The following is a 24,000-nucleotide window of genomic DNA, read 5'->3' on the forward strand; positions in this document are numbered from 1 at the left end:
TCAAAAAGAAGTTGATTTTGATGGAACAATGACAGTAATGATTTGTACATTATAAGGCGGAAGCCTTATTTTTTTAACTTGATTTTTTAGGTTGTTTAAAGTATTCTAATTACTATATTATTTAATAAAATGAAATAGGTGATTTTATGAAAGAATGGTTGATTTTAGCGTTTATATTTTTTATAGGAAGTTTAGCTGGATGGCTTTTAGAACTTATTTTTCGTCGCTTTTTTTCCAAAGCAAATCCTTCAAGAAAATGGATCAATCCTGGTTTTTTAGTAGGACCTTATTTACCACTTTATGGTTTTAGTTTATGTGTCGTTTATTTACTGGCACATATTAATGTTTCATTTATTCATGGAGTGTATTTAAGAAAGACGGTACTTTTTTTACTAATGGCTTTATCGGTTACTTTAATTGAATATTTTGCAGGACTTATTTTTATCAAAGGAATGCATGTAAAGCTTTGGGATTATAGTGATGAAAAGTTTAATATTCAAGGAATCATTTGTCCTAAGTTTACTTTCTTTTGGTATTTATTAAGTGCGATTTATTATTTTTTAATTCATCCTAATATCATTCATTCAATTGAATGGCTTGCCGGAAATCTTTGGTTTTCATTCTTTGTGGGTTTATTTTATGGTGTCTTTTTAATTGATGTTGGATATTCTTTAAACATTTTAAACAATATCCAAAAATTTGCGAAAGAAAACGATATTATTGTCCAATATGAAGCGTTTAGAAAACATATCGGTGAGTTAAGAAATGAATTTAAAGAAAAAGAACGTTTTGTTTTCTCTATGAAATTGGATCATATTTCAATCAAAAAATCATTAAAAGCGTATTTTGATAAATACTATAAATAGGAGAATTGTATGGAATTAAAGAAAATAAGTGAAAATGATATTGAACAAGTAAGTCAACTTTATTACAGTGCTTTTCCTGAAGATGAAAGAGCACCATGGAAAGCTCTTATAGAAAAACACAATAAAGGTAAAGGAGAATTTTTATCAATCTATGATCAAAATAAATGGGTTGGGTTAACGTATGTCATTACCTATCAAAATTTATCCTATGTTTTGTATCTTGCTATTGATGAACTTCAAAGAGGTCATGGCTATGGAAGTAGTGTTTTACAAATATTGAAAAAGAGATATCCTCATACCATTATGTTATGTATTGAAGAAGTAGATGAAAAATATGATAACTACAAACAACGTGTTCATCGTAAAAACTTTTATTTAAGAAATGGACTTCAAGAAATGGGCTTTAAATATGTAGAAAAAGATGTTAAATATGAAATGCTTTATGTAGGAAAAAAATTATCAAGTAAAGTTTATGACGAATTGATGGTTGCTTATGCCGGACCTGTTTATCATAAATTTAGAGATTACAAGGCTGATGAATTGATTGACTAAACATCCATTATGGATGTTTTTTGCTTTAAGAGTATAATAAAGATAATGATAGGAGGAAGAAAGAATGTTACATAAAAAATTAAAACCATTTCCTAAAGACTTTCTTTGGGGAGCAAGTACATCTGCTTATCAAGTAGAAGGAGCTAACTTATCACATGGAAAGGGTCCTTCGGTTCAAGATGTCAAAAAAGTACCAGAAGGGACATCTGATTTAACCGTATGCGCTGATTTTTATCATCGTTATAAAGAAGATATTGCTTTAATGGCTGAAATGGGCTTTAAAGTTTATCGTTTTTCTATTTCATGGTCAAGAATTTTACCTCAAGGAACAGGTGAAGTAAATCAAGAAGGAATTGATTTCTACAATAATGTTATTAATGAATGTTTAAAATATAATATTATTCCATTAGTGACAATGTTCCACTTCGATATGCCACAAGCCTTAGAAGAAAGAGGTGGCTGGGAAAAACGTGAATCTATTAATTGGTTTGTTAATTTTGCTAAAGTGATGTATGAAAATTTTGGTGATCGTGTTAAATACTGGCTTACGATCAATGAACAAAACGTTTTAATTTTATCAGGAGATATTATTGGAACAACAACCCTTACAGGACCAGAAAAATATAAATCTATTTACCAACAAAATCATCATATGTTAGTAGCACAAGCAAAAGCAATGGCTTTATGCCATGAAATGGTAGAAGGTGGAAAAATTGGACCAGCACCAAATATTTCTCTTGCTTATCCAGCAAGTTGTAAACCTGAAGATCAATTAGCTGCTCAAAACTTAAATGCGATTCGTAACTGGCTTTACTTAGATATGGCTGTTTATGGAGAATATAATCATCTTGCATGGGCTTTTATGGAAAAAAGAAATGCAACTCCTCATATCGAAGAAGGAGATATGGAAATTCTAAAAAATGGGCATCCAGATTTCATTGGTTTCAACTATTATTCAACAGCAACTGTTGCTTGGTGTGATGAAAACCAAGAAGAAACATTTGGACATGATCAACAAAAAACACGTATGGAAGAAGGTGTTTATCTAGGAGCTGCCAATCCCAATCTACCTCATACTGATTTTGGTTGGGAAATTGATCCATTTGGTTTTAGAGCAACTATTCGTGAAATGTATTCAAGATATCGTTTACCAATGATTGTTACAGAAAATGGGTTAGGTGCTTATGATAAATTAACTGAAGATGGAAAAGTTCATGATCAATACAGAATTGAATATTTAAGAAAACATATTGAACAAATTCAATTAGCGATTACTGATGGTGCAGAAATGATGGGATATTGCCCATGGTCAGCAATTGATTTAATTTCTACTCATGAAGGTATGGTTAAACGTTATGGATTTATTTATGTAGATCGAGATGAATTTGATCTAAAAACATTAGATCGTTATAGAAAAGATTCATTCTATTGGTATAAAAAAGTTATTGCTTCTAATGGAGAAGACCTTAGTGATTAAATCTTTAAAGAAAAATCTTTAAAGATTTTTCTTTTGTTAATGACAAGTTCATTTTTTTAGGCTTTAATAGAGATGAGGTGTTAAAATGAAACCAAGTCAAAAAATTAAACAAAATGTTGTGAATCAAATAGCAAAAACTACTTTATATGAAAATGTCTCAGAATTAATGAAAATGCAACAAATTTATGAAGCAGGAATTAAAGAAATTCGTACAAAATTAGAAATATTAGATGCAGAATTTAAAGTAAAACATGATCATAATCCGATTCATCATATCGAATCTCGTTTAAAATCGCCAGAAAGTATTTTAAAAAAAGCTATTAATAAAGATATTCCTGTAACAGAACGTTCGTTAGAAGAAAATATTCATGATATTGCGGGAGTTCGTGTTATTTGTAATTATGTAGATGATGTTTATAAGGTAGCACAATTACTTACAGATCAAGATGATATCCGTTTAGTTGAAGTAAAAGATTATATTGCAAATCCAAAAGAAAGTGGTTATATGTCTTTACATCTTGTTTTAGAAGTACCAATTTTCTTATCAGAAGGATCTAAACCAATTCATGTTGAAGTACAGCTTCGTACAATTGCGATGGATTTCTGGGCTTCTTTGGAACATAAACTTAAATATAAAACAGATAATAATGTTCCTGAAGATATTAAAGAAGAATTACAAGAATGTGCAAAAACAATTTCTGAACTTGATTTAAAGATGCAAAATATCCATAATCGTTTAAATAAAAAACGTGTGTAAAAAAAGATATCGCAATTGCGATATCTTTTAACTATGTTCTTTTTTTAATTTATTCATCAAAATAACCAGTGTTGGAATCAAAATAATGATAGCAGCAAACCAAGCAATAGGATTGGCAAAACAAATGGCATTATAACCAAACTTACCAACGAGGGCAAAGGCAACAAAAGCTCTTGCCACTAATTCAGCACCCCCAGCAAGCATCGTAAGTGCGGATTTTCCTAAACCTTGAATGGTGTTTCTTGAAACAAATAGAATACCTAAAACAAAATAGAAAATACTATTGCAAATCAAGAATTGTTGAGCATCATTAATAACGCTTGTTTCATTACCGGCAACAAATAATAATGAAAGGTATTTTCCAAAGAAAATCATAAAGATACAAGCAACGATACCATAACCAATAACAAGGAGCATAGATTCTTTAATTCCTTTAAAAATACGCTCTATCTTTCCAGCACCTAAATTTTGTCCAGAGAAGGTAGCCATTGTAGAACCCATCATATCCATTGGTTGTGTAAAGAACATCGATAATTTTTGGGCAGCAGCAATAGCAGCAACTTTTGCTGAACCTAAAGTATTAACGGCACTTTGTAAGATAACAGCACCTACGGCCGTAATTGAATATTGTAAAGCCATTGGGACGGCAATATTAATAAGTTTTTTGATAATTGGAAAACTTATAGAACGTGCATGATGATCAAATCTTAAATTAGGATATTTTTTAGCCATATAAATAAAACATAAAACAGCTGAAATTCCTTGGGCAATCACTGTGGCAAGGGCAGCACCTCGAACACCCATATGAAAATTAATAATCATTGATAAATCTAAAACAACATTAAGTACCGATGATATAATTAAGAAAATAAGAGGTGTTTTACTATCTCCTAAAGCACGTGAAACACTTGCTAAAAAGTTATAAGCAATGGTACATGTTAAACCATAAAAAATAATTGAAATATAATCATAAGATTGTTTAAAAATATTAGCAGGTGTTTGCATCCATTGAAGTAATGTTTCCGTCGTAAAATGTGTTAAGACAGTAAGTACAATTGAAAAGAAGATACATAAGTAAAATGCATTCATAATGGTTTGAAGCATTCTTTTTTCTTCTCTAGCACCAAAAGCTTGCGCAATAGGAATCCCAAAACCAGCAGCAAGTCCTAAAACAAATCCAATAATTAAAAAGTTTAATGAACCAGTTGAACCAACAGCAGCAAGAGCATCTACGCCGACAAATCTTCCTACAATCATTGTGTCAACGACGTTATAAAGTTGTTGGAAAATAGCTCCCCCAATTAAAGGAATACAAAATGAAATAATCAGTTTTAATGTATTTCCATGTGTTAAATCTTTTTCCATCTAATCCCTCCCTAAATCCTGTTTTCTTATTATAGCATAGAAAAGGAGTGAAAGATTTTTAAATTATGAAAAAAGTGTTCTCTATTTTATAGAAAACATTTTTTTACTTGAATAAGGAAAAAGGAAAGAAGAGAAAAAATATAAATCGGAATCATTTGAAAAAGGGATACTTTTTCAATTAAAAAGACTTTTTGTAAAAGAGGAATATATAAAACAAGATGTAGTAGAAAAGTACCAATCAAAAAAGCAAGAATGCTTTGTTTATTTGAAAATAATCCTATTTGATAAATGGGTTTTTAATTTCGACTACTTAAACCATGAAGTAAACGTGATAAACAAATTGTCGCAAAGGCAAAAGTAGAAGCAGCAAGTGTATTTGTTTTTAAACCACAATAATAACTTGCCATCGTACATAAACCAATAACGATTCCTTCAAAAGAAATCCTAAAAAGTGATTTTTTATTTAAAAGAGATTCATCTTTTTTTAGGTGGATATTTTAAAACATTTTGATCATTTCTTTCCATCCCAATCGCAATGGCAGGTAAAGAATCTGTAATTAAATTCATAAATAAAAGGTGTGCTGGATAAAATGGAGTTGCAAAATAAATAAAGAAGCAAGTAATACACATAGAATTCCCGCAAAATTTCCTGACAATAAATAATAAATTGAATTTTTAAGATGTTCATAGACATTTCGACCGATAATAGCATGTACAATCGTTGAAAAGTTATCATCTGTTAAAATCATATTGGCGGCATCTTTTGTCACTTCATTTCCAGTAATTCCCATGGCCACACCAATATCACTTTGTTTAAGGGCAGGAGCATCATTGACACCATCACCTGTCATAGCCACCACTTTACCTTTTTTTTGCCAAGTTTCAACGATACGAATTTTATGTTCAGGAGCTACTCGTGCATAAACAAAAATGCGGAGTATGATGTTATAGCAAGGGGAATAGATGTTTTGAGGGAAAAGAAGGCAACAGTTGTCACTAAAGATGCTGAACAGGAAATGTTAAGAAAACGAATCAATGAAATGCGACATTTTCTTCAAACGCAAACAAGCAGAATCACAGAATATGATGAGCAACTGGTCAGAAGGCTTATTGAAAAAATCACAGTTTATGATGATAAACTGATTTTCAAATTTAAATCCGGCATGACTGTTGAACTCAAAAGATAATTGAATAGGAACTCTTACATCAACACCTTGCAGCAATGCAGGGTGTTTTTGTCGTTCATAGAAAATTTACAAAACGGAACAGTGCCAGAATTGAATTTATCAACCAAATTGTTTACAATGTAGTAAGTGAAGTGCGTTTTAGATATGGAGGATAACGTTGAAGACATCCGATATGATTAAAGAATTATGTAATAAAAAGAATATAAGCGTTTCGGAACTTGCCAGACGGATAGGTCAGACTCCACAGAACTTTGGTAAGAAATTGAAACGAGATACTGTGACTCTTGAGGAGTTAAAGCCGATAGCTGATGTGATGGAGGTTACCTTTGAGCAATCATTTATCTTCCCGGATGGAGAACAGATAAAAACAAGTAACGAATAGGCGGTGAGTAGCATGGATACTGTGGATTTGATTATTAAATCATCAACAGAATTTTATAATGATTTGAAGGTTGATGAGAATGGTCGATATCGTTCTTGGGAACACTGCTATTCACATTTCATAAAAGCACGAGGGAGCCAAGAGATTGATTATGATTATTTGAGTTTACAACTAGCTTTCTATTTAGCAAGTTGGGGAATGTATCGTGGCTCATCATTTTTGCTACAAAAGGATTATAAAGTACATATTCCGGTAGTAAAAGAACTGCTAAATGAAAAATATGATGTTTTAGCTGGAATTGACTGTATCGGTTTCAAAGACGATAGCAACCAAAAGTTACTGCAGGATATAAATTCGTTTTTAGAGCAGTATTACGATAAAATTAGGCACAAAGTAAAAGAACAAGAACTGAAAAATCAGTTATCTTTTACACTCATCACGAAAATACTTATGGGAACACTTGGCTGTGTTCCAGCATATGATAGATATTTTATTGCAGGAATAAAGAATCAGAAGGTTGCCACTGGAAATTACAACATTAGGTCTGTAATGCAGCTTGTCAACTTTTATGAGAAAAACGCTGACCGACTCGAACCTGTCAGAGAAAAGATGGAAGTTGAAGGTATGCCATACCCACAAATGAAAATGATAGATATGGGATTTTGGCAGATCGGCTTTGATTTGGATAAGAACAAAGGAATAAAGAATGCACACTAGGAGAAATGCATGGATAGATTTTCAGAGAAGAGCCTTCTTTCACTTGGAGATTATTATGTGTATGGACTCATAGATCCACGCAGTAAGCAAATTTTCTATATTGGAAAAGGCACTAAAAACAGAGTATTTGAACATGAAAAAGAGAGCCTGGGCAGTCCTGATAGCGAGAAGTTGAAACTGAAGACTATTGCGGATATTAAGAATGCCGGATTTGAGGTTGAGAAAATAATCATCAATTCAAACTTAACCGAAGAAGAGGCATTTGCTGCAGAGGCTTCACTGATTAATGCTTTCAACTATGTTGGTGATGCGGGACTTACAAACATTGTTGCCGGACACCATTCTGCAGAGGCTTTATCGGTTGATGAGTATGAAAGAATAAACGGTGCCGTCCCACTTGAAGAAAAAGATATCAGGAATAAAATCCTTGTCATCAAAATAAATAGACTCTACCAAAGAGGTATGGACGAGAAGGTATTATATGATGCTGTTCGTGGTGTTTGGAGAGTATCAAAGGAAAAGGTTAGAACAGTTGAGTATGTTTTTGGTGTTTACAATTCTTTGATTGTTGCCGTGTATAAGCCGTCAGAGTGGTTTGTATGTAAAGAGGCGAAGGACAGACTTCCAAGACAGGATATTGTTCTTACACCAAAAACTGAAAATAGATTATTTTTTGTGGATGAAAGATATGAGCAAGGATTTCCGTTAGATGAGAATGAATCGTTCTACATTGGAAAGTCGATAGCCGGATTGCAGTTGAATCAGTCTGCACAGAATCCGATTACATATCTGTATCCACTGGAGAAAGATAAAATTTATATTTAATGAAATTGACAAATTGGAATTTAATGATGGAGAGAAAATAATGGAATTTTTGGATAGTGAAATGATGAAACGCTTTATGCGTAGTGCGCCGGTTAATATATTTTTTAAGGATACGGAATGTAGATATTGTTTTGCTTCAGAAATCTGTAACCTGGTTTCTGTTGGGAAAAATGGAAGTATCGTAGGAAAAACAGATCTGGAAATTCAGAAGTTTCCAGAAATGGGAAAAATGTTTTATGAGGATGATAAAAAAATACTGGCTACTGGGAAAGGCAGCCAGTATATCAGTGAATTTCCGATGGAAAATGGAGAATCACTATATTTTGAGATAAAAAAGAGTGCAGTACGGGATGAAAACGGTAATATCATTGGAATCGTAGGAATTGTTGATAATGTTTCCGAACGTGTTCGTTTGGAGAAGAAGGTGGAAGAGCTTTCCATCATAGATGGCCTTACAGGTGTGTATAATCGTAACTATCTGAACTACAGAATAGAGGAAAAGAAAAAGAATCTGACTTTTCCGTTTACAGTGATTATGTCCGACTGTAATTATCTGAAGAAGGTAAATGACCAGTTCGGTCATGAATATGGTGATATTCTGCTTAAGATCATAGCAGGTACCTTGAAAGAAGAAATGCCGGAAGATTCTCCGGTTATTCGAATGGGTGGAGATGAATTCATGATTCTGGGTAATGGGATTGCAGAAGAAAAAGCCTCCGAGCTGATGGCAAATATCCGGGAAAGTCTGAAACGGAAAAGCAAAGAAAAGATTCCGTTAAGTCTGGCAATGGGCAGCTATACCGTACAGAGCAAAGATTTTTCTTTTGATGAAGTATGCCATGAAGCCGATTTGCGGATGTATGCAGATAAAAAAAGGTTAAAAGCTGATGAAAGTACAGAAATCACAGAATAACTGATTGGTTATGAAAAATCGGAATTTGACTGAGGTGGAAAAAGATAAAATGAGGTGTAGAGCGTGTGAGAAAAAGTCTGTAAAAACGAACCTCTTATGGTAGTATTAGTTAACTACCATAGGAGGTTTTGTTATGGCACGTAAGAAGAAAGAAGTTTATCACGTAAAACCACTGACAGAAGGAAAGAAGAATATCATATCGGCTCTGATTGACGAATGTATCAGTTGATCAATAAACGGTTTTATCTTGAGAAGGTATACGATAAAAAATACAAAAAGGATTATGATCGTATAACCAGAGAAAGAAAAACAAAATCACTTCCAGTATTTGAAGAATTCTATGAAATAGTGAAAACAGTTGCGCCACATACACCAAAGAAATCACATTTGGATAAGGCAATGACATATGCTATCAATAATGAAAAATATTTAAGATATTATATAGAAGATGGGCGAGTTGAAATAAGCAATAATTCAGCAGAAAGATGTTGTAAGAGCTTTGTCATTGGCAGAAAAAATTTTCTGTTTTCAAACAGCACCAATGGAGCCAAAGCAAGTGGAGCAGCATATAGCATAATTGAAAGTGCAAAAATGAATGGTCTAAAACCATATGAGTATATAGAATACATACTAAAAAGAATGACAGAAAATAAGCTGACAGTAGATTTACTTGAAGAAATCATGCCATGGTCAGAAGAATTACCAAAAAATCAACACAAAAACAAAAAGGCATAGAAATATGTTCTTTTTGTACAACAATAAAACAAACAGGACATTTTCTTTATTATGAAGGCTTCCTGTTTGTTTTTATTCTATGCTTATAAATTGACGCTTACGTAGAAAGGGATAGAATGATCGTTACGATAGAACTTAATGCTTCAGGAATAGCTGCTACAGCCAAAGCAACAGTCATCATAAGAGCATTTAAAATATTTTCTCGAGCAACAAATAATTGAAGTATTAAAACAAGAAAACAAATGATTAAGATAAGTAAAGAAAGTTGGCCACTTAAAGTATCCAAATTCTTTTGTAAAGGTGGTTTACGATTTTTTGTATTATCTAATAAAGAGGCGATTTTACCAATTTCAGTTTGCATACCGATGGCACAAACAATATATTTTCCAGTTCTATGGTTTACAAGACTACCAGAAAAAACAATGTTTTTTTTGTTTAGCAAGAATCGTTTTTTCTTTTATTATTTCTACGGATTTATCGATACTTTCTACTTCACCTGTTAAATGACTTTCATTTACTTGAAGATGATTTGCTTCAAGAAGGTGACCGTCACCACTAATAATATCACCGGCTTCAATGCAAACAAGATTGCCGATGGTTAAATCGTTTGCATTTATTTCTTGTAATTGATTTTGACGAATTACTTTAACATGAGGAAGAGATAATTTTTTTAAACTTTCTAGAGATTTTTCTGATTTTAAAGTTTGTATTGTCCCTAGTAAAGCATTTAAAACAATAACAGCAATAATAACAAAGGTACTTTCAATTTGATGACTTAATCCAGAAACACATGCGGCAAAGATTAAAATAATGACAAGTAAATCTTGAAATTGTTTTGAAAAGATGACAAGCGGGGAATCTTTCTTTTTTTCAATAAGTTCATTTTTACCATACTTTGCACTATGTTTTTTTACTTGAAAATCATATAATCCTTCTAAAGAACTTTCACATTCTTTTAAGATATCTTGACTACTTTTTTGATAAAACATCACGGTTCCTCCTTTGAATAAAAAAAGACAAAACTCATTAAAGATGAAATCCTTAACGAGTCTTGTCTTTAAGATGTACCAGAATAGAAAAACTATTCGCGTTTGTTGATATCATCACACAGATTATGAGACTCTTCCCTTATTGATTTCATTTTAACAACGATTCTATAAAAATAATGTCGATTTATAAAATCTTAATAATTTTATTTTTGTTAAGCTATGATATAATGACAAAGAAAAAGGAGAAGAATATGACATTAGCACAATTAAGATACGTTATTACAGTTTCTCAAATAGGAACACTTTCAGAGGCTGCTAAACGTTTATATATATCACAACCAAGTTTAACAAATGCAATCAAAGAATTAGAAAAAGAATTAGGTATTACGATTTTTATTCGTACCAATAAAGGAGTTATTTTATCAAGACAGGGAGAAGAATTTTTAGGTTATGCAAGACAAGTGATTGAACAAACAAACTTGATTGAAGAAAAGTATTTACAGGATCATAATATTAAACATGAATTTTGTATCTCAACGCAACATTATTCTTTTGCCGTAGAAGCTTTTGTTTCTTTGATTAAAGAATATGGTGGGAAGGAATATGATTTCAGGATTCGAGAAACACAAACTTATGAAATTATTGAAGATGTTGCCAAACTTAAAAGTGAAATTGGGGTTCTTTATCTTAATTCATTTAATGAAGTTGTTTTAAAGAAAACGTTGAAAGAAAATGACTTAACATTTCATCGTCTATTTATCGCAAAACCTCATGTTTTTCTTGGAAAAGATAATCCCCTCGCAAATAAAAATAAAGTATCTTTAGAGGATTTAAAAGAATATCCACGTTTATCTTATGAACAAGGAGAACATAATTCTTTTTACTTTTCTGAAGAAATACTGAGTACTTTAGAAAGCCAAAAAGAAATTAAAGTATGTGATCGTGCAACACTCTTTAATTTATTAATAGGTCTTAATGGCTATACAATTTGTAGTGGAGTCATTAATGAACAGCTTAATGGAAAAGATATCATTGCGGTTCCTTTAGATGTGAATGATTTTATGGAAATAGGATATATTACACATAATAAAGCTATTCTAAGTCGTTTTGGACAACTTTATATTGATATCTTAAAAGAGTATACAAAAAAGGATTCGTAAGGAATCCTTTTAGTTTGCACGTGTTTTGCTAAAGTAAAGAAGATCTGTTGCTTGCATGTTGTTTTCATAGATTTCTTGAGGATAATAATCAATGAAAAAGTTTTCAATTTTATGACTATAATGATAACCAAGCTTTGTATAAATAAGCATGTTTGTCATTGAACTATTGGCGGTACCAATTAAAAAAGTTGTTTTGTTTTGATAAAGATTTTCAATATATTGAAGTAAGGATTTTCCATATCCACGTCCTCGATTATTTTCTAAAGTAAGTAAGTTTTTAATTTCAAGGGTAGTATCATTGATTTCTTTAACAGCAATAAAAGCAAGAGGTGTTTGTTTTTCAAAGTAAGCAAATAATCTTCCATCTCTTAAATAATTTTCAACAAGATTAATATTAGGATCACTTTCGCATAATAAAGATGCATAATCTAATTTATTTTCAATAATTTCTTCAATCATGTTTTATTCCTCCAATAGAAGTATTTTAACATATTTTAGAATATGTTAAAATAAGTTGAGGTGAATTTCATGAATCATAAATTAAATAAGAAAAAAGTAGCATTTGTTATTATAATAACTGTACTTATTATTTCTTTAGGTGTTTTTCTTTTTAATAATGTAAATCAATCTACAAAAAAAGAAACACCTAAAAATGTACAAGAAAAAACAGTACAAAAAGAAGAGAAAAAGAAAGAAGAAGCTGAAGTGAATTTTACTATTTCTTTTGCTGGAGATTGTACACTTGGAAACTATGCCGGACAAGCTTATGATGGATCGTTTAATCAAGAATATAAAAGACAAGGAAGTGATCCTACATATTTTTTAAAGAAAGTAAAAGAAGTCTTTGAAAAAGATGATTTGACAGTTGTTAATCTAGAAGGACCTCTTACAACAGCAAGTAATCATCTTGAAAAAGAATTTCCTTTTAGTGGAGCTCCTGAATATACAAAAATATTGACTTCTTCATCAGTAGAAGCAGTTACCCTCGCAAATAATCATAGTGAAGATTATTATGAAGCAGGTCTTCAAGATACAAAAAAATATTTAGATGAAGCTTCTATTGGTCATTTTGGTTATGATGATTCTTATATAAAAGAAATCAAAGGCATCAAGTGTGGATTTCTTGGTTATCGTTCACTTTCAGTATCTATGAATAATGAAAGTGGTCATCAAAAAATTCAAAATGCGATCAATCATTTAAAAAATGAGGAACAATGTCAACTTGTTTTTGTTTATTATCATTGGGGTATTGAAAGACAATATCAAGCCAATGAGGATCAAAGATCACTGGCTAAGTTTACCATTGATGCTGGAGCAGATGCTGTCATTGGTTCACATCCTCATGTTGTTCAAGGAACAGAAACCTACAATGGAAAACCTATTGTTTATTCATTAGGTAATTTCTGTTTTGGTGGTAATCGTAATCCAAGTGATACAGACACAATGATTTATCAACTCTCTTATTCTTTTAAAGGAACGACACAAACAGGATATCAAGTACAAATTATTCCATGTTCTTTAACTTCATCAAGAGGAAGAAACGATTATCAACCTTATATTTTAAAAGATGAACAAGCAAGTAGAGTCATGGAAAAGATTAAAAAATATAGTTATTAAGAGGGTAAAAATGAATACTTTTCTAGAATTAATTCATAGTAGACATAGTTTTCGTGGAGAATATCAAGCAATTCCAGTAAAAAGAGAGGATCTTATCAAAATAATGCAAGCAGGAATCGACGCTCCTTCTGGATGTAATAAACAAACAACAAGTTTTATTGCGATTGATGATCCACATATTTTAAAACAATTACTCAATGTTATAGATCCGCCAATAGGACAAAGTGCTCCTGCTGCCATTTGTGTTCTCACTCAACGTATCTATGCATATCGTGATAAATGTTTTGCCATACAGGATTATTCAGCAGCGATTGAAAATATGTTACTAGCAATCATTGCTTTAGGATATCAAAGCTGTTGGTATGAAGGGCATATTACTGATGAAGATCAAATCGGTAAAAAAATGGCACATATATTAAATGTGCCAGATGATTATGAATTGGTATGCTTTTTGCCAATTGGCATTCCAAAAGAGAAAAATATTATAAAAACAAAAAAGAAATCATTTGATGAGCATGCTTGGTTTAATGGTTTTAAGAACTCTAAATAAAAAGAAATGGGAAATTTTTTCTCATTTCTTTCTTTTTTCTACCTTTATATTACCACAAAATGGGCTTTTTTTCAAGACTAGTCATTTCTGTAAAAGTCTTGTATTAAATATATGGAGGTAATTTTATGGAACAAAATATGACAGCATTAGTAAGTTTGTTTGCAAGAGCATATCATCAAAAAAATAAGGATATTAAAATTTTTGATGATCTTCTTTCAACAAAATTAATTACAGAAAAAGAGTATGAAATGTTTGGGTTAAATATGTCACAGGGAATTTCATTTTTTAATCCCACTTTTAAAGGAAGTGAAGAAGAAGCTTTAAAATGGATTGTTGATCATCAACTATCACCTTCTGTCTTAGTAAGAAGTGCTTTTTGTAAAGAAGCAATTGAAGATAAAAGACAAAGATGTAAAGATGTTGATATTGAAAATATTCAATTCTTATCAATTGATTTAAGTCAAGAAAATTGGATTAATACTTTATTACAAGGTGATTATCAAGAAGACCAGCTTTCAATCAGTAGTATGTTAGGACTAAGCTATTATCTTACAAAAGATGAATTTAAAAAGATGTTAAAACAATTATCTAAATATCTCTTAAAAGGAAGTCGTCTTGTTTTTGATTACCCAAGTATTCAAGAAAGTAAAGAAACAAAAATCAATGAAATGTTGGCAAAAGAAGCTGATGAATCAATGAAAGCAAAATACAGTTTTGCTGAACTTAAAGAGATATTAAATCAATGTCATCTCACAATTATTCAACATGAAAATCATCAAACAGTAACAGAAAAATACATATCTAATTATAATGCCTATTATAAAGATGATCCTATAAAGGCACCTGAAGGTGTTTGTTATTGTGTGGTAGAGAAATAAAACACTATTGTTTTGAAACAGTAAAATAGAAAAATATAAGAGGTATGAAGGTTTCTTAGTTTTTCTTTTTTTGTGCTAAAATAGAATTATAATTTAACTGATATAAAAGTATTGAAAGGAATGAAGAAAATGAAAGAAATATTAAATGTAAAAATAATCTACCATTTTTATCATCATGTGGTAAAAGCTGAATTGAAAAGAAGAGGCTTTCCGAAAGATGTTGCAAGAAAAATAGGTGAAGAGCATCATAAAATTATTCAACGTGCAAAAGATATTGGAAATTCAAGATTATTAAGTTCATATATTATGGGAAGTTATTTTATTGCAATGAATCGAAGCACAGGGAAACCGCCAAAAGAAAATTATGAAATATTTCGTGATGGACTTTATGCCTCTAAATTATTTCATAAAGTTATGGGAGATGCTGAGAGTTATTTAGATTCTAAGAAAATGGCAGGGAGACTACAATGGTCAAAAGAAAGTCATGAACACATTTATGAAAATGATTGGGTCGTTGATATTTTACCAGGTAATGATGAATATGATTTAGGATATGATTATCATGAATGTGGAATATGTAAACTTTGTCAAGATGAAAGATGCCCCCATCTTGCCGCTTATTTATGTCAAATGGATTATGTATTAGCGGATATTATGCATATGAAATTAGTAAGAACAAAGACAATTGCTGAAGGTGCAGGCTATTGTGATTTTAGATATAGTAAATATAAATAAAATTGAGGGGGTGGGAGGATTGATCATGAAAATACAAAGGATTCATCAAGATTTTTCGATATGTCAAGTTGAGGACTATTCACTTGTCAATTTAGAATCTAAATATTGTTTTATTGAAAAAACAGATGAAGAAAAATCTTTGGTATGCCTTACAAATGAAGTACCATCAAATGTTATTCGTCGAGACGATGGCTGGAGGGCATTTTGCATACAAGGTATTTTGGAATTTTCTTTAATTGGAACATTATCAAAGATAGTATCAATTCTTGCAGATCATCATATTTCAATTTATGCTGTTTCTACATATAATACAGATTATATTTTTCTAAAAAAAGAAAACTATCAAAAAGGATTAGAAGTTTTAGAAGCTGCAGGTTATCAGGTAATAGACTAAATAGTTTTGGAGGTAAATTTATGAGTGAATGGAATGCAACGCTGTATGATAATAAACATGATTTTGTTGCTGAATATGGGAAAGGTCTTTTAGGATATATTCCTCAAAATAAAAATCAATGTATTTTAGATTTAGGATGTGGAATAGGAACACTTATTGTTCAACTTAATAATTTAGCAAAAACAGTCATTGGTGTGGACCAATCTTAAAGTATGATTAAAAAGGCTCAAGAACAGTATTCCAATATAGAGTTTAGGGTATGTGATGCACTAGAGTTACCATTTGAAAATCAATTTGATGTTGTTTTTCAAATGCGGTATTTCATTGGATAAAAAATCATGAAACTTTATTAGATTATATCTATAAAGTACTAAAACCTAAAGGATTATTGATTTGTGAATTTGGTACGAGTGGTAATATTGCGACGATTGAAAATGCTTTTATAAAAGTTTGTCAAAATTTAATTTTCCAACAACTAAACATTTTGCGGATTTATTAACAAAGAAAGGTTTTATCATTGATAAAATTTATAATTATGATTGACCAACACCCTTAAAAGATCATGAAAGAGGATTAGAAAATTGGATGAGACAATTCTTTGCTTTTGAATTGGAAAAAATGTCAAAAGATATCCAAAGCAAAATTATTAAAGAAGTAGAAACTTTGACAAAGGATAAACTTTGGAAAGAAAATGAATGGATTGCAGATTATCGTCGATTAAGAGTAGTTGCACATATATAAAGGGGGGGGAAAAATAATATGATTGGAGATATCGTTAAAGTCATCGTTGATCGACCACTTGGAAGCCAACATCCTCAATATAAAGAAACATATTATCCTATAAATTATGGTTTTGTTGAAGGAATCATGGCGGAAGATGAAGAAGAACAAGATGCTTATATTTTAGGCGTTGACGTTCCTGTAAAAGAGTTTGTTGGGGAAATAATTGCTATTATTCATAGAGATGATGATATAGAAGAAAAATGGGTTGTTGTCCCTCTAAATAAGTCATATACAAAAGAAGAAATAAAAAAGCAAGTTGAATTTCAAGAAAAATATTTCAAATCAGGAATTATTATGTAAAAAGGAGTGTAATAGATGATTTTGTGTTATTCAGGAACAGGAAATAGTCGCTATATAGCCCAAAGAATTGCAGATGAATTGCAAGATAATATAATAGATTTAAATAAAAAAATAAAAACGAATAATTATTCGTCAATAGAAACAGGAGACGATGTTATCCTTGTTGTTCCAACTTATGCTTGGCGTATTCCAAAAATTGTTTCCAATTGGCTTTATAAAACTAAATTCATTGGTGCAAAACGTATTTGGTTTGTTATGAATTGTGGTAGTGAGATAGGGAATGCTACAAAGTATAACTTAATGCTTGCAAATGATAAACATTTAGACTATATGGGAACAAAACAAATCCTTATGCCGGAAAACTATATTGCGATGTTTAATGCTCCACAATTAAAAGAGGCAAAAGGAATCGTAGAAAAAGCAGAAATAAATATAAAGGAAACTATTAAATATATTAGAGAAGGAAAAGCTTTTTTGAAACCATGTCATAATCTTTATGATCGTTTGATGAGCGGACTTGTTAATCCTCTTTTTTATCATTTCTTTGTTAAAGCTGCTGCTTTTAAAGTCAAGGATACATGTACTGGTTGCAATCAATGTGTTAAGAAATGTCCAATGAATAATATTCAACTTATTGATGGAAAACCTGCTTGGGGAAAGAATTGTACACACTGTATGGCTTGTATTTGTTATTGTCCGCAAGAGGCAATTGAATATGGAAAGAAAAGTGTTGGCAAAACGCGTTATCGTTTTGAACAATTGAAGATTAAATAATTTAAATGAGCTAAAGAGTATTCTTTAAGCTTTTTTAATTTACAAATGTTATAAAATTATATGTCAAGCTATCTATGTTAAAACATGTGTAGATATAAATAAGTTGTTATGAAAAAAATAAAAATTGTGAAAAATAAAGGGAATAAATAATTATATTGTTATTTATTTTTATAACGATTCTTTTCTTTAATGGTGAAAGCTTTTAGATGAAAGATGGTCTTATATTCCTTCCTAGGCAATCAAAATAGCCTTCATAATATGTTTTATTTAGCGGGTTTTATTGATTATATTTGCTTATAAATTACAAAAGAAATTGAAAGTCTTGTTAATGGGGTGGAAAAAGAAAAGTATAGCACTTATTTCTGTTGTATTGACAACGGGAATTGTTTTAGAAATAGGTAAAAGTTATATAATGTACAGTCTTGATTTTGATGAAAAGGTAGAAAAATATGATCAACATATTGTACTCTATGTAGATAATATTTTTGTAAGGCCACATTTTTGCTATCCACATTATCAATATGAAGAAAATATCTTGCTTAAAAAGAAATTTAAATAAAAAAGAATTAAAAGATGCTATTCAAAAATATGGAGATCCAGATGATTCTTATCAAGAATGAAATAAAAAGGAATAAAATATGAAGACATATCTTTAACGATTACTCAAGAAATTGTTTCAAAGATGATGGAAAAGACCGTGGACGAAATGGGAAAAGCGTTATTTCCAAACTTGCCTGAAGAAAGACCATAGATGGTTTTGGCAATGAAGAAGTTAAGTGTTTATCTCAAAAGTGTGCTGTTTTATATGAGGGTTTGGAAGAAACTCTTAAAATATTATTTTATAGAGGCTACGTTTGTAGTCTTTATTTATATGTTAAAATAGAGCTAGATAAGGAGTGATTATATGAAAAGATATATGGCTTTGCTTAGAGGAATTAATATCAGTGGTAAAAATAAAGTAGTGATGGCAGAGTTAAAAAAAGAGTTTGAAAGTTTAAAGTTTGAAGATGTTAAAACTTATTTAAATAGTGGAAATGTTATTTTTTCAAGTCGAGAAAATATTGAAAAGATTACAAAACAAATTGAGGAGATGTTAAAGAAAAACTATGATTTTAAAATACCTGTTTTTGTTTTAGAACAAGGTAAGCTAAAAGTTATTTTAGAACATGCACCAATTTGGTGGGGCAGTGATGATAAAATAATCTATGATAATTTAATATTTATGATTCCTCCAGTCACTTTTAAAGAAGTTTTTGAAGAAATTGGTGAAGCTAAAGAAGGATTGGAAAAAATTCAAAATTATAAAGATGTTATTTTTTGGTCATTTAGTCGAAAAGATTATCAAAAAACAAACTGGTGGCCTAAAACAACAAATACAAATGTTAGTAAAAAGTTAACAATTAGAACGGCTAACACGGTTAGAAAAATTGTTAGAATGTAAACAAATATAATTGATACGTTATTTATAAAAATAGTATCTTTTTGTTTAAAAATGGCTATAACTAATTCAATTAGTTATAATACTAATATAGTTAGTTAAGGAGGATACTATGACTGAAACAAGGATTATAGAAGTAACTATAGAAATTATCAATCAAGAGGGGTTTGCCAATTTATCTTAGTGGCTAAAAAATTAAAAATAAAATCTCCATCTTTATATAATCGTATTTCTAATTTGGAAGATTTAAAAAATAAAATTAGTCTCTATGGTTGGAAACAATTAGAAGAAAAAATGCTTCTTTCTATTGTTGGGGAAAGTGGCTATGAGGCCATAAAATGTATGGCATATGCTTTTTATGATTATGCAACAGAAAATAAAGGAATTTTCGAAGCCATGCTTTGTTACAATAAATATATGATAGAAGAGGGAAATCAAGTAACACATAATACTTTTGATATACTTTTTAAAATACTTAGGAAGCAAAATTTAAGTGATGAAACGATAAACCATTTTATTAGAACACTTAGAGTTTTTTTAGAAGGCTATGTTCTACTTGTGAATCACCAAGCTTTTGGACATCCTCTTTCTATTCAAAAAAGTTTTGATTTTTCATTAAACATTTTAATCAATGGTGTGAAAAATATGGAGGGGAAATAGGTGGAAGAATACATAAATATCACTTTAGATAATATTGATCAAGAACATATTTGTTGTGCTATAAGTGATAAAAAACATTTTGAAGGTGTTTTTAATAAAAAGGAATGGTTAAAAAAGAGAATAACAGAAGGTCATGTTTTTAGAAAACTTAATGTTCAAGGAAAAGTATTTGTTGAATATGCACCTCTAGAAAAAGCATGGGTTCCTATCGAAGGTAATGGTTTTCTATATATTTATTGTTTATGGGTTTCGGGAAAATTTAAAGGTCATGGTTATGGTAAGCAATTATTGGAATATGTTATTAATGATGCTAAAAAGAAAGGAAAGCAAGGTGTTTGTGTAATATCTTCTAAAAAGAAGAAATCTTATCTGGCAGATAAAAAATTCTTTTTAAAATATGGATTTGAAGTTGTTGATCAAATTAAAGATTATGAATTATTATCGTTATCTTTTAATCATCAAAAACCTTCTTTTTGTAAAAATGTTAAACAAATGATGATTGATTCAAATCATATAACAATATATTATTCACCACAATGTCCTTTTACATTAAATTGTATATACGAAATTAAAGAATACATGAAAGATTGTAATATACAAGTTGATTTTATTAAAGTTGATACTTTGGAAAAAGCAAAAAACATACCATGTATTTTTAATAATTGGGCAGTTTTTAAAAATGGAAAATATGTTTCACATATTTTGTTAAATAAAAAAGGTTTTGAAAAATTATTAAATGATTAAAAAGAATGATAGATTGTTGGAAAATTGATTTTTAGGTAAAATAAAAAATATTTTGGTGTTGCTAAAAGAGACATTTTTTGATATTATGCAGTTAAGTTATACGACTGACGGAAGTGGAATAAACCACAGGGAGTATAATCGTGTAAAAGAGTCGACCGTCTGGGCTAATAATAGTCTGGATGAGTGGGCTCTTTTTTTGGTTGGTAGAGTAAAAAAGCTAGTTTCACATATTGTCTTGTAATATAATGAAAGTGGTTAATAGAATCAATCAAAAAGAAAAAAAGAAAGGATGAACGACAATGTTAACTGATGTAGAAATTGCACAAAGTGCAAAGATGAAACCAATTGTTGAAGTTGCTCAAAAAGTTGGTTTAGATGAGGATGATCTAGAATTATATGGAAAATATAAAGCAAAGATTTCTCTTGAAGCTATTAAAAAACTAGATCAAAACGAAGATGGAAAATTGATCTTAGTAACAGCAATTAATCCAACACCTGCAGGTGAAGGAAAAACCACAACAATGATTGGATTATCACAAGCACTTAACAAATTAGGAAAGAAATCTATAGTTGCAATGCGTGAGCCATCGCTTGGTCCATGTTTTGGAATCAAAGGTGGAGCTGCTGGTGGAGGATATGCGCAAGTTGTTCCAATGGAAGATATCAACCTTCATTTTACAGGAGATATTCATGCAATCACTGCTGCAAACAACTTAATTGCAGCGATGCTTGATAATTCCATTCATCAAGGGAATCCACTTAATATCGATGTAAGACAAATCGTTTGGAAACGTGTGGTCGATTTAAACGATCGTGCATTACGTCATACTGTTTGTGGACTCGGTGGTAAAGTAAACGGGGTTCCTCGTGAAGATGGATTTGATATTACCGTTGCTAGTGAAGTTATGGCAATTCTTTGTTTAGCAACTTCTTTAGAAGATTTAAAACAAAGAGCTGCAAAAATGATTGTCGCTTATACTTATGATGGAAAACCAGTTACTGTTGATGATATTGAAGCAACAGGAGCGGTAACACTTTTATTAAAAGATGCGATTAAACCAAATTTAGTTCAAACTTTAGATCACACACCAGTATTTGTTCATGGGGGTCCATTTGCAAATATTGCCCATGGATGTAACTCTGTTATGGCCACTCAACTTGCTATCAAGTTAGGGGATTATGCGATTACTGAAGCTGGATTTGGTGCTGATTTAGGAGCTGAAAAATTCTTAGATATTAAATGTCGTCAAGCAAATTTAAATCCTGAAGCAGTTGTTATTGTTGCAACTGTTCGAGCTTTAAAAATGCATGGTGGTGTTGCTAAAAAAGATTTAGGAAATGAAAATTTGGAAGCTTTAAAAGCTGGTTTAGGAAACTTAGAAAAGCATATTGAAAACATTACAAAATTCGATTTACCTTGTATCGTTGCTATTAATGCTTTTCCAACAGACACAGAAGCGGAACTTCAATTATTAAATGAATGTTGCAAGAAACTTGGTGTTGAAGTAGCTATTAGTAAAGTTTGGGAAAAAGGTGCTGATGGTGGAATCGAACTTGCTGAAAAGTTATTAAATATTTTAGAAACAAAAGAAGCTAATTATCATCCACTTTATGATTTAGATTTATCAATTGAAGAAAAGATTGAAACAATTGTTAAAGAAATCTATGGTGGAGATGGTGTTGAATTTACAAAGAAAGCAAAAAATAAAATTAAAAAATATACAGAACAAGGATTAAGTCAATTACCAATTTGTGTTGCTAAAACACAATACTCATTATCTGACCAAGCTTCTTTACTTGGTCGACCAACAGGATTTACTGTTAAAATCAATGATATTATTCCATCTGCTGGAGCAGGATTCTTGGTTGCTATTTCTGGTGATATTATGCGTATGCCAGGACTTCCAAAACGTCCAGCCGCTGTCAATATGGATATTGATGAAGATGGAAAAATTATAGGATTATTCTAAAAAGGAGAGAAAGATGAAAGTTGCTATTATCATGGGTTCAACTTCTGATTTACCTAAAGTTGAACCAGCTATTTCGATTTTGAAAAATTATGGTGTTGAAGTGAATGTTCGTTGTTTATCTGCTCATAGAGCACATTTAGGACTTTCAAGTTTTATTAAAGAAACAGAAACGGATGGAACAGAAGTTATTATTACTGCTGCAGGAATGGCAGCAGCCCTTCCAGGTGTGGTGGCCAGTCAAACAGTGTTACCTGTTATTGGTGTTCCGATTGCAGGAAGTAATTTAGATGGAATGGATGCATTATTATCCATTGTTCAAATGCCTTCGGGTATTCCAGTAGCGACTGTTGCTATTAATGGAAGTAAAAATGCAGCTTATTTAGCACTTCAAATTATGGCTATTAAACATAGTGAAATCAAAGAAGGGCTACTTAAAGAAAGAAAACAAATGGAAGCTGACGCAATGAAAGCTAACGATGAAGTCATAGAAAAATACAAATAGGGGGAAAAGAAAAATGGCAGAATTATTGTATGAAGGAAAAGCAAAACAAGTTTACAAAACTGAAAAGGAAGATGAATATTTAATTCATTATAAAGATGATGCAACAGCAGGAAATGGTGTTAAACATGATAAGTTTGAAGGTAAAGGTGTTTTAAATAATACAATCTCTTGTATTATCTTTGATATGTTAGAAGAAGCTGGAATCAAAACACACATGATTAAAAAATTAAATGAAAGAGATATCTTAGTTAAAAAAGTAGATATCTTCCCATTAGAAGTTATTATTAGAAATATTACAACTGGATCTTTCTGTAGAAGATTAGGAGCACCTGAAGGAATTGTTTTAGATGAACCAATCTTTGAAATGAGTTATAAAAATGATGAATATGGTGATCCATTAATCAATGATGATCATGCTGTTGCTTTAAAACTTGCAACAAGAGAAGAATTAGCATACATCAAAGAAACAACATTAAAAATCAATGAATTATTAAAAGAATTCTTCTTATCAATGAATTTAAAACTTGTTGATTTTAAAATTGAATTTGGTAAAACAGCTGATGGTACAATTTTATTAGCTGATGAAATTTCACCAGATTCATGTCGTTTATGGGATGTTGATACAAACCAAAAATATGATAAAGATGTATTTAGACAAGATATTGGAGATTTAATTGAAACTTATAAAGCAGTTCTAGCAAGAATGCAAAATAAATAATTAAGGAGAATA

Annotated in this window: 32 protein-coding genes, 2 pseudogenes and 1 riboswitch; of the genes and pseudogenes, 28 read left to right on the plus strand and 6 right to left on the minus strand. The window is 30.6% G+C overall.

All coding sequences use genetic code 11. The features are described from left to right. Positions 1–146 precede the first annotated feature (146 nt). From LJD34_RS01455 to LJD34_RS01470, 4 genes are all read left to right on the plus strand, one after another. Positions 147–866: a putative ABC transporter permease gene (locus tag LJD34_RS01455; protein ID WP_032090163.1), complete on the plus strand. Its 720-nt coding sequence runs from the start codon at positions 147–149 to the stop codon at positions 864–866. Between the two features lie 9 nt (positions 867–875). Further along, positions 876–1,418 (plus strand): GNAT family N-acetyltransferase, encoded by a 543-nt coding sequence (locus LJD34_RS01460; protein ID WP_227359022.1) that lies wholly within the window; start codon positions 876–878, stop codon positions 1,416–1,418. Between the two features lie 64 nt (positions 1,419–1,482). After that, the gene (locus LJD34_RS01465) at positions 1,483–2,895 is read left to right on the plus strand and encodes a glycoside hydrolase family 1 protein (RefSeq protein ID WP_227359023.1); all 1,413 of its coding nucleotides are present in this window, start codon (positions 1,483–1,485) and stop codon (positions 2,893–2,895) included. Between the two features lie 85 nt (positions 2,896–2,980). Then, complete coding sequence (locus tag LJD34_RS01470; protein ID WP_032090161.1) at positions 2,981–3,652, plus strand: GTP pyrophosphokinase family protein; 672 nt, start codon at positions 2,981–2,983, stop codon at positions 3,650–3,652. Positions 3,653–3,679: 27 nt separating this feature from the next. On the opposite strand, the gene LJD34_RS01475 is transcribed toward LJD34_RS01470, so the two are convergent. The 3 genes and pseudogenes from LJD34_RS01475 to LJD34_RS01485 form a co-directional block, all read right to left on the minus strand. Further along, complete coding sequence (locus LJD34_RS01475; protein ID WP_032090160.1) at positions 3,680–5,017, minus strand: MATE family efflux transporter; 1,338 nt, start codon at positions 5,015–5,017, stop codon at positions 3,680–3,682. A gap of 86 nt (positions 5,018–5,103) precedes the next feature. Then, positions 5,104–5,647: pseudogene (locus LJD34_RS16565) on the minus strand (cation transporting ATPase C-terminal domain-containing protein). Further along, positions 5,581–6,030: an HAD-IC family P-type ATPase gene (locus LJD34_RS01485; protein ID WP_264474773.1), complete on the minus strand. Its 450-nt coding sequence runs from the start codon at positions 6,028–6,030 to the stop codon at positions 5,581–5,583. The pseudogene LJD34_RS16565 and the gene LJD34_RS01485 overlap by 67 nt, the downstream one beginning before the upstream one ends. Here LJD34_RS01485 and LJD34_RS01490 point away from each other — a divergent pair. The 6 genes from LJD34_RS01490 (at position 5,986) to LJD34_RS01515 (ending at position 9,776) form a co-directional block, all read left to right on the plus strand. Further along, complete coding sequence (locus LJD34_RS01490) at positions 5,986–6,204, plus strand: hypothetical protein (RefSeq protein ID WP_227359024.1); 219 nt, start codon at positions 5,986–5,988, stop codon at positions 6,202–6,204. The genes LJD34_RS01485 and LJD34_RS01490 overlap by 45 nt on opposite strands. 157 nt (positions 6,205–6,361) lie before the next feature. Continuing rightward, on the plus strand, positions 6,362–6,586 hold the full coding sequence (locus LJD34_RS01495; protein WP_227359025.1) for a helix-turn-helix domain-containing protein: 225 nt from the start codon (positions 6,362–6,364) through the stop codon (positions 6,584–6,586). A 12-nt stretch (positions 6,587–6,598) separates the two neighbouring features. Further along, the gene (locus LJD34_RS01500; RefSeq protein ID WP_227359026.1) at positions 6,599–7,303 is read left to right on the plus strand and encodes a hypothetical protein; all 705 of its coding nucleotides are present in this window, start codon (positions 6,599–6,601) and stop codon (positions 7,301–7,303) included. 9 nt (positions 7,304–7,312) lie between these two features. After that, a complete protein-coding gene (locus LJD34_RS01505) occupies positions 7,313–8,128 on the plus strand; it encodes an LEM-3-like GIY-YIG domain-containing protein (RefSeq protein ID WP_227359027.1) in 816 nt (271 codons plus the stop codon). Between the two features lie 40 nt (positions 8,129–8,168). After that, positions 8,169–9,041, plus strand: coding sequence for a diguanylate cyclase (locus LJD34_RS01510; RefSeq protein WP_227359028.1), 873 nt, complete (start codon positions 8,169–8,171; stop codon positions 9,039–9,041). Positions 9,042–9,257: 216 nt separating this feature from the next. After that, positions 9,258–9,776, plus strand: a complete 519-nt coding sequence (locus tag LJD34_RS01515; protein ID WP_227359029.1) for an IS66 family transposase — start codon at positions 9,258–9,260, stop codon at positions 9,774–9,776. 97 nt (positions 9,777–9,873) lie between these two features. Here the strand turns inward: LJD34_RS01515 and LJD34_RS16320 are convergent, their stop codons facing one another. Then, positions 9,874–10,218, minus strand: a complete 345-nt coding sequence (locus tag LJD34_RS16320) for a hypothetical protein (protein ID WP_264474770.1) — start codon at positions 10,216–10,218, stop codon at positions 9,874–9,876. Further along, positions 10,184–10,765 carry a cation-transporting P-type ATPase gene (locus tag LJD34_RS01520; RefSeq protein ID WP_264474771.1) on the minus strand — a complete coding sequence of 194 codons (582 nt, stop codon included), beginning with the start codon at positions 10,763–10,765 and terminating at the stop codon, positions 10,184–10,186. Before LJD34_RS01520 ends, LJD34_RS16320 begins: the two co-directional genes overlap by 35 nt. Positions 10,766–11,016: 251 nt before the next feature. Here LJD34_RS01520 and LJD34_RS01525 point away from each other — a divergent pair, with 251 nt between their 5' ends. Further along, complete coding sequence (locus LJD34_RS01525) at positions 11,017–11,925, plus strand: LysR family transcriptional regulator (protein ID WP_227359030.1); 909 nt, start codon at positions 11,017–11,019, stop codon at positions 11,923–11,925. 9 nt (positions 11,926–11,934) lie between these two features. On the opposite strand, the gene LJD34_RS01530 is transcribed toward LJD34_RS01525, so the two are convergent. Beyond that, on the minus strand, positions 11,935–12,384 hold the full coding sequence (locus tag LJD34_RS01530) for a GNAT family N-acetyltransferase (RefSeq protein ID WP_119363463.1): 450 nt from the start codon (positions 12,382–12,384) through the stop codon (positions 11,935–11,937). A gap of 69 nt (positions 12,385–12,453) precedes the next feature. On the opposite strand from LJD34_RS01530, the gene LJD34_RS01535 reads away from it, so the two are divergent. From LJD34_RS01535 to purC, 17 genes and pseudogenes are all read left to right on the plus strand, one after another. Further along, on the plus strand, positions 12,454–13,542 hold the full coding sequence (locus LJD34_RS01535; protein ID WP_227359031.1) for a CapA family protein: 1,089 nt from the start codon (positions 12,454–12,456) through the stop codon (positions 13,540–13,542). Positions 13,543–13,552: 10 nt separating this feature from the next. Further along, entirely contained in the window at positions 13,553–14,092 is a 540-nt protein-coding gene (locus LJD34_RS01540) for a nitroreductase family protein (RefSeq protein WP_227359032.1), read from the plus strand. Positions 14,093–14,217: 125 nt separating this feature from the next. Further along, positions 14,218–14,970: a class I SAM-dependent methyltransferase gene (locus tag LJD34_RS01545; protein ID WP_227359033.1), complete on the plus strand. Its 753-nt coding sequence runs from the start codon at positions 14,218–14,220 to the stop codon at positions 14,968–14,970. A gap of 129 nt (positions 14,971–15,099) precedes the next feature. Further along, on the plus strand, positions 15,100–15,705 hold the full coding sequence (locus LJD34_RS01550; protein WP_227359034.1) for an L-2-amino-thiazoline-4-carboxylic acid hydrolase: 606 nt from the start codon (positions 15,100–15,102) through the stop codon (positions 15,703–15,705). A 25-nt stretch (positions 15,706–15,730) separates the two neighbouring features. Further along, the gene (locus tag LJD34_RS01555) at positions 15,731–16,099 is read left to right on the plus strand and encodes an ACT domain-containing protein (RefSeq protein WP_227359035.1); all 369 of its coding nucleotides are present in this window, start codon (positions 15,731–15,733) and stop codon (positions 16,097–16,099) included. Between the two features lie 20 nt (positions 16,100–16,119). Beyond that, positions 16,120–16,308, plus strand: a complete 189-nt coding sequence (locus LJD34_RS01560; RefSeq protein ID WP_227359036.1) for a class I SAM-dependent methyltransferase — start codon at positions 16,120–16,122, stop codon at positions 16,306–16,308. Between the two features lie 3 nt (positions 16,309–16,311). Further along, positions 16,312–16,598, plus strand: a pseudogene (locus LJD34_RS16695) (class I SAM-dependent methyltransferase). An 86-nt stretch (positions 16,599–16,684) separates the two neighbouring features. Continuing rightward, the gene (locus LJD34_RS01570; RefSeq protein WP_217498397.1) at positions 16,685–16,840 is read left to right on the plus strand and encodes a hypothetical protein; all 156 of its coding nucleotides are present in this window, start codon (positions 16,685–16,687) and stop codon (positions 16,838–16,840) included. An 18-nt stretch (positions 16,841–16,858) separates the two neighbouring features. Then, positions 16,859–17,182: an inorganic diphosphatase gene (locus tag LJD34_RS01575; RefSeq protein ID WP_227359037.1), complete on the plus strand. Its 324-nt coding sequence runs from the start codon at positions 16,859–16,861 to the stop codon at positions 17,180–17,182. A gap of 15 nt (positions 17,183–17,197) precedes the next feature. Beyond that, the gene (locus tag LJD34_RS01580) at positions 17,198–17,956 is read left to right on the plus strand and encodes an EFR1 family ferrodoxin (protein ID WP_227359038.1); all 759 of its coding nucleotides are present in this window, start codon (positions 17,198–17,200) and stop codon (positions 17,954–17,956) included. Between the two features lie 280 nt (positions 17,957–18,236). Then, complete coding sequence (locus tag LJD34_RS01585) at positions 18,237–18,515, plus strand: hypothetical protein (RefSeq protein WP_119363459.1); 279 nt, start codon at positions 18,237–18,239, stop codon at positions 18,513–18,515. A 345-nt stretch (positions 18,516–18,860) separates the two neighbouring features. Continuing rightward, the gene (locus LJD34_RS01590; RefSeq protein ID WP_175300942.1) at positions 18,861–19,397 is read left to right on the plus strand and encodes a DUF1697 domain-containing protein; all 537 of its coding nucleotides are present in this window, start codon (positions 18,861–18,863) and stop codon (positions 19,395–19,397) included. A 180-nt stretch (positions 19,398–19,577) separates the two neighbouring features. Then, a complete protein-coding gene (locus LJD34_RS01595) occupies positions 19,578–20,054 on the plus strand; it encodes a TetR-like C-terminal domain-containing protein (RefSeq protein WP_227359039.1) in 477 nt (158 codons plus the stop codon). Beyond that, positions 20,055–20,798, plus strand: coding sequence for a GNAT family N-acetyltransferase (locus LJD34_RS16570; protein WP_227359040.1), 744 nt, complete (start codon positions 20,055–20,057; stop codon positions 20,796–20,798). 90 nt (positions 20,799–20,888) lie between these two features. Beyond that, a riboswitch (ZMP/ZTP riboswitch) is annotated at positions 20,889–20,970 on the plus strand. Positions 20,971–21,097: 127 nt separating this feature from the next. After that, positions 21,098–22,768: a formate--tetrahydrofolate ligase gene (locus tag LJD34_RS01605; protein ID WP_227359041.1), complete on the plus strand. Its 1,671-nt coding sequence runs from the start codon at positions 21,098–21,100 to the stop codon at positions 22,766–22,768. A gap of 13 nt (positions 22,769–22,781) precedes the next feature. Beyond that, positions 22,782–23,270, plus strand: a complete 489-nt coding sequence (gene purE, locus LJD34_RS01610; RefSeq protein WP_022001457.1) for a 5-(carboxyamino)imidazole ribonucleotide mutase — start codon at positions 22,782–22,784, stop codon at positions 23,268–23,270. Positions 23,271–23,283: 13 nt separating this feature from the next. Then, positions 23,284–23,988 (plus strand): phosphoribosylaminoimidazolesuccinocarboxamide synthase, encoded by a 705-nt coding sequence (purC, locus tag LJD34_RS01615; protein WP_032090145.1) that lies wholly within the window; start codon positions 23,284–23,286, stop codon positions 23,986–23,988. Positions 23,989–24,000: the final 12 nt, after the last annotated feature.

The organism is Faecalibacillus sp. MSK20_93 (assembly GCF_020589945.1).
Classification (GTDB): domain Bacteria; phylum Bacillota_I; class Bacilli_A; order Erysipelotrichales; family Coprobacillaceae; genus Faecalibacillus; species Faecalibacillus intestinalis.

Excerpts from the sequence above, each read along its gene's own strand:
- LJD34_RS01455 (WP_032090163.1), top strand. The coding sequence starts at position 147 with ATGAAAGAATGGTTGATTTTAGCGTTTATATTTTTTATAGGAAGTTTA.
- LJD34_RS01460 (WP_227359022.1), top strand. The coding sequence starts at position 876 with ATGGAATTAAAGAAAATAAGTGAAAATGATATTGAACAAGTAAGTCAA.
- LJD34_RS01465 (WP_227359023.1), top strand. The coding sequence starts at position 1,483 with ATGTTACATAAAAAATTAAAACCATTTCCTAAAGACTTTCTTTGGGGA.
- LJD34_RS01470 (WP_032090161.1), top strand. The coding sequence starts at position 2,981 with ATGAAACCAAGTCAAAAAATTAAACAAAATGTTGTGAATCAAATAGCA.
- LJD34_RS01475 (WP_032090160.1), bottom strand. The coding sequence starts at position 5,017 with ATGGAAAAAGATTTAACACATGGAAATACATTAAAACTGATTATTTCA.
- LJD34_RS01500 (WP_227359026.1), top strand. The coding sequence starts at position 6,599 with ATGGATACTGTGGATTTGATTATTAAATCATCAACAGAATTTTATAAT.
- LJD34_RS01505 (WP_227359027.1), top strand. The coding sequence starts at position 7,313 with ATGGATAGATTTTCAGAGAAGAGCCTTCTTTCACTTGGAGATTATTAT.
- LJD34_RS01510 (WP_227359028.1), top strand. The coding sequence starts at position 8,169 with ATGGAATTTTTGGATAGTGAAATGATGAAACGCTTTATGCGTAGTGCG.
- LJD34_RS01515 (WP_227359029.1), top strand. The coding sequence starts at position 9,258 with ATGTATCAGTTGATCAATAAACGGTTTTATCTTGAGAAGGTATACGAT.
- LJD34_RS01520 (WP_264474771.1), bottom strand. The coding sequence starts at position 10,765 with ATGTTTTATCAAAAAAGTAGTCAAGATATCTTAAAAGAATGTGAAAGT.
- LJD34_RS01525 (WP_227359030.1), top strand. The coding sequence starts at position 11,017 with ATGACATTAGCACAATTAAGATACGTTATTACAGTTTCTCAAATAGGA.
- LJD34_RS01530 (WP_119363463.1), bottom strand. The coding sequence starts at position 12,384 with ATGATTGAAGAAATTATTGAAAATAAATTAGATTATGCATCTTTATTA.
- LJD34_RS01535 (WP_227359031.1), top strand. The coding sequence starts at position 12,454 with ATGAATCATAAATTAAATAAGAAAAAAGTAGCATTTGTTATTATAATA.
- LJD34_RS01540 (WP_227359032.1), top strand. The coding sequence starts at position 13,553 with ATGAATACTTTTCTAGAATTAATTCATAGTAGACATAGTTTTCGTGGA.
- LJD34_RS01545 (WP_227359033.1), top strand. The coding sequence starts at position 14,218 with ATGGAACAAAATATGACAGCATTAGTAAGTTTGTTTGCAAGAGCATAT.
- LJD34_RS01550 (WP_227359034.1), top strand. The coding sequence starts at position 15,100 with ATGAAAGAAATATTAAATGTAAAAATAATCTACCATTTTTATCATCAT.
- LJD34_RS01555 (WP_227359035.1), top strand. The coding sequence starts at position 15,731 with ATGAAAATACAAAGGATTCATCAAGATTTTTCGATATGTCAAGTTGAG.
- LJD34_RS01560 (WP_227359036.1), top strand. The coding sequence starts at position 16,120 with ATGAGTGAATGGAATGCAACGCTGTATGATAATAAACATGATTTTGTT.
- LJD34_RS01570 (WP_217498397.1), top strand. The coding sequence starts at position 16,685 with ATGAGACAATTCTTTGCTTTTGAATTGGAAAAAATGTCAAAAGATATC.
- LJD34_RS01575 (WP_227359037.1), top strand. The coding sequence starts at position 16,859 with ATGATTGGAGATATCGTTAAAGTCATCGTTGATCGACCACTTGGAAGC.
- LJD34_RS01580 (WP_227359038.1), top strand. The coding sequence starts at position 17,198 with ATGATTTTGTGTTATTCAGGAACAGGAAATAGTCGCTATATAGCCCAA.
- LJD34_RS01590 (WP_175300942.1), top strand. The coding sequence starts at position 18,861 with ATGAAAAGATATATGGCTTTGCTTAGAGGAATTAATATCAGTGGTAAA.
- LJD34_RS01605 (WP_227359041.1), top strand. The coding sequence starts at position 21,098 with ATGTTAACTGATGTAGAAATTGCACAAAGTGCAAAGATGAAACCAATT.
- purE (WP_022001457.1), top strand. The coding sequence starts at position 22,782 with ATGAAAGTTGCTATTATCATGGGTTCAACTTCTGATTTACCTAAAGTT.
- purC (WP_032090145.1), top strand. The coding sequence starts at position 23,284 with ATGGCAGAATTATTGTATGAAGGAAAAGCAAAACAAGTTTACAAAACT.